General features: G+C 52.1%; 6 protein-coding genes. 5 read left to right on the top strand and 1 reads right to left on the bottom strand.

What is annotated here, in order from left to right; all coding sequences use genetic code 11:
* Positions 1-173 precede the first annotated feature (173 nt).
* The 3 genes from IEV46_RS17645 to IEV46_RS17635 all read left to right on the top strand — a co-directional run bounded on the left by IEV46_RS17645 (position 174) and on the right by IEV46_RS17635 (position 2,227).
* Positions 174-446 (top strand): hypothetical protein, encoded by a 273-nt coding sequence (locus tag IEV46_RS17645; RefSeq protein ID WP_188433903.1) that lies wholly within the window; start codon positions 174-176, stop codon positions 444-446.
* Positions 447-527: 81 nt separating this feature from the next.
* Positions 528-755, top strand: a complete 228-nt coding sequence (locus IEV46_RS17640; RefSeq protein WP_188433901.1) for a hypothetical protein — start codon at positions 528-530, stop codon at positions 753-755.
* A gap of 95 nt (positions 756-850) precedes the next feature.
* The gene (locus tag IEV46_RS17635; protein ID WP_188433899.1) at positions 851-2,227 is read left to right on the top strand and encodes a hypothetical protein; all 1,377 of its coding nucleotides are present in this window, start codon (positions 851-853) and stop codon (positions 2,225-2,227) included.
* 53 nt (positions 2,228-2,280) lie between these two features.
* On the opposite strand, the gene IEV46_RS18755 is transcribed toward IEV46_RS17635, so the two are convergent.
* Positions 2,281-2,397, bottom strand: a complete 117-nt coding sequence (locus IEV46_RS18755) for a helix-turn-helix domain-containing protein (RefSeq protein ID WP_188433897.1) — start codon at positions 2,395-2,397, stop codon at positions 2,281-2,283.
* Between the two features lie 142 nt (positions 2,398-2,539).
* On the opposite strand from IEV46_RS18755, the gene IEV46_RS17625 reads away from it, so the two are divergent.
* Complete coding sequence (locus tag IEV46_RS17625; RefSeq protein WP_188433895.1) at positions 2,540-2,680, top strand: hypothetical protein; 141 nt, start codon at positions 2,540-2,542, stop codon at positions 2,678-2,680.
* A 153-nt stretch (positions 2,681-2,833) separates the two neighbouring features.
* Positions 2,834-3,169 (top strand): hypothetical protein, encoded by a 336-nt coding sequence (locus tag IEV46_RS17620; RefSeq protein WP_188433893.1) that lies wholly within the window; start codon positions 2,834-2,836, stop codon positions 3,167-3,169.
* The last annotated feature ends 15 nt before the right edge of the window (positions 3,170-3,184 follow it).

Below are 3,184 nucleotides of genomic sequence, written 5' to 3'. Positions count from 1 at the left end.
GTTTCATGGGAGTAGTCGAAAAGGCAGAGGAAATTATCGCCCTCTGCCAGCAAGGGAAGTTTGAGGAGGCGGCGCAAGCCGCGCATATGGATGGGTGGCTTTGATTCAAGGGGTTCCGACCCCTTGCGAGGGTGAGGGGAGACCTTCGCTCTCGCAATAGGAGGAATTGAAACATGATCACAAAGGAAATGGCTCAGAACTTCGCGGAATGGTTCGAGGGTACGCTGAACCTCCAATCATCTGCCCAACCCTGCATCTATTACCACGCTGGCCGGGTCGACTTCAGCCCCGGCAGCACCACCGGTGGCACAGCGGCACCGGTATACAACGGGGAGGCAGATATCATCATCAGCAAAGAGTGGTGGAATTGTCGGTACGATTTCACCACTCAGGAAAAGGCTGATCTGATCTATGAAACGGTTCAGGAATTTCTCTTCGAGAAATGAAATTTTTTTACCTTGATACGGCCTGCCGGGATAGGCTCCCGGCAAACAAACCAAAAGCACAACCAAAAGGGGGAAGTTAGAATGAAAAAAGTGATTGAGAAGGTAGAGGGAACCTACATCCGGGTGGAAAGCGATTGGATGAAAGAGAAAGCTGAAGATTCATATTTCAAAGCCCATATATATTGTGGCTTTTGTAACACGGAAGATTATGAAAGGATTTCCCACCCAGACGATCCAGTTTCTCCTTGCTCCTGCGGATCCGGTCGGGATGTTATAGTCGTTTTCGACGAAGAAGGGGATCCGGTTTAGGTTTGCGGAGCCGGTCACCAGGCTCCTCCACAGCTATCCGTCCGAAAGGACGGTTTTTTCTTTTTCTGTGATACCCTAAATAGGGAGGTGGAAGCATGAGAAAGATTCACGGTGTGGTGTACTTTGAGCGAGACTGTCGAAAGTGTCAAAAGCGGTTGGTGGCGAAGGTTCACGACTATGGTCTCCTGGACTTTGAAACATTGGATGAGAAGGTGGGGCACACCGAATTTGAGTTGAGACCCTTTGAATGTCCGAAGTGCGGACAGGCGGAATATCCCCAAACACTGGCGATGTACAACAAAGCGGGGGACAAGCCCGAGTTGATATTTCGGAAAGCTCTGGGTTCAAAAGAGATGCCGGTAGTGGGTGAAGGAGGCACCTATGGAGTGGCCCGGAGTGTAGAGGAACAGGCGGAGTATGACCGGGGTTTGGAGAAGATATCCGATGTTTGGGAGAGAGGGAAAGCGGAGTTTTGGGACGGATATACCGCATGGGCTATGGAAGACTGGCGCAAAGCCGTGGCAGAACTGGAAGTCCCCGAAATGGTCGCGGGTTATCAGGCTGTGGGAATCTTACTCCTTCCCGGGTCAGCCAGCGTTGCGGCTTGGAGAAAAGCGGTTCGAGAGATGGAAGAGAAGAAGCGACGAGAGTTCTGGCAGGCCGCCAACACCGAGATGATAGAGAAGGATATTCTCTGGGTATTCCCAGACAACTGGGACATGGAGAAGTTTATACGTCGGTACGGTCGAGAGCGGATGCGGTATGTGATGCTTCATGTTCCCCTGCCGGAGGAGTTGGAAAAGTGGCGGACGGAAGCCATCGCCCAGTTGGTGAAGAAGAAAAAGACGGGGGACACGGGGATTCTCTTCGAGCGGATCGGCCAATTGGGGCAAGAGCTGGACCGTCAGCGAAGACGATCTCATCAACTCAGCCAACTGCTCCGGGAGGAACGTCAGCAGAAAGCGGAGTTGGAAGAGAAGCTGTCGACCTTGCGTCGGGACTTAGAGAGGGTGAGGGAAGGCAGAAAGGTATTTCTCCGGGATGCCGACGATATCCGTAAGATTCGAGATTTGAAAGGACTGGTGAGAGAGCTTCGGGCGGAAGTCGAGCGGCTGAATGCCTTGATACCTGATGTGGAGGAAGAGCCTACCGTCACAGAGGACGAAGAACCCCAGCGGGAGGCGGAGAAGAGTGAACCCGATCTGTCGCACCTGGAGGGAAAGACTGTCGCTGTGTTCGGACGGCTGGGGGATGTGGAAGAAGTCGAGGGAATCCGGGTGATCTACCATGACGGGGATCGGGTAGACCTATCCATGGCCAGAGTAGCAAGAGAGGCGGATGTACTGGTGGTGCTGACACGGTTAATCTCCCATGGTGTGATGTGGCGGCTGAAGGAGTATGCGGCGGATCAGGGGAAGGAGATACGATTTGTGCGAGAGACGGGAGTCAGACGAATATTGGAGCGGGTATGAAAATATGAAGTCCCCCCATCAGGTTGCCAACATGGCAGAGATGGGGGGGCTTTCTATTCATCGAAGAGATCCTGGACGGAACAATTGAAAACACGAGCGAGGGCCTCGAGGTGCTCTCGCTTTATGGAAATCCATTTGTCGTTGCAGTATTCAAGAACTGTATATAACATATAACGGGGGAACCCGACGTCAAGTTATTCCTCTTCGGCTTTGACAGATGTCTAGTACCATAGTACTGTATAGATGAGGGTTGAAAGATACCCTATGGTGTTTTATCAGGTACTATTGAGAGCGGAAGGGGAGTGGCTAATGATGAAAAAACAGGTAAAGGTTTATATGAGCGATGATCTGCGCAAGTGGCTAAAAATACAAGCGGCAAAGGAGGGAACGACGATATCTGAGATTGTTGAGCGACTTGTCGAAGAGTACCGCGCAGAAAAAAAATCTCCTTGATAAGAGGAGGTTTTTTTATTTTCTTTGCGTGACCCCTTGACGAGTACCAAGGTACCGTGGTACTATATAGATGAGGGTTGAGAGACACCCTTTCTCTCCGGGGAAGCCGCGCCAGCGGCTAAGGAGAGAACAAAATTCAAAGGAGGAATAATAATGAAGATCGTGAACTTGACCCCCCATGATATTATAGTACGACTGAAAAACGGGGAGGAAATTACCTTCCCCGCATCCGGGGAAGTGGCACGGGTGAAGACCGTCTCGGAGGATGCGGGGGAAGTGGCAGGAGTTCCTGTCGTGTCCCAGGAATACGATGAGATCCAGGGTTTGCCGGAGCCGAAAGATGGGACCCTGTATCTGGTTTCCCTTGTCGTCCGGCAGGCGGCACAGGAGCAGGGTCGGACGGATATCATCAGCCCGGATACCTCCCCTCAGGGAGCGATCCGGGACGAGCAAGGCCGAATTGTGGCTGTGCGTCGTTTCGTCCGCTGATTCTGATCCTGCTAT

This window comes from Kroppenstedtia guangzhouensis, assembly GCF_014637345.1.
Lineage (GTDB): Bacteria > Bacillota > Bacilli > Thermoactinomycetales > DSM-45169 > Kroppenstedtia > Kroppenstedtia guangzhouensis.
Note: the sequence above shows the minus strand (reverse complement) of the source record. Positions and strands in the feature narration are given on the sequence as shown.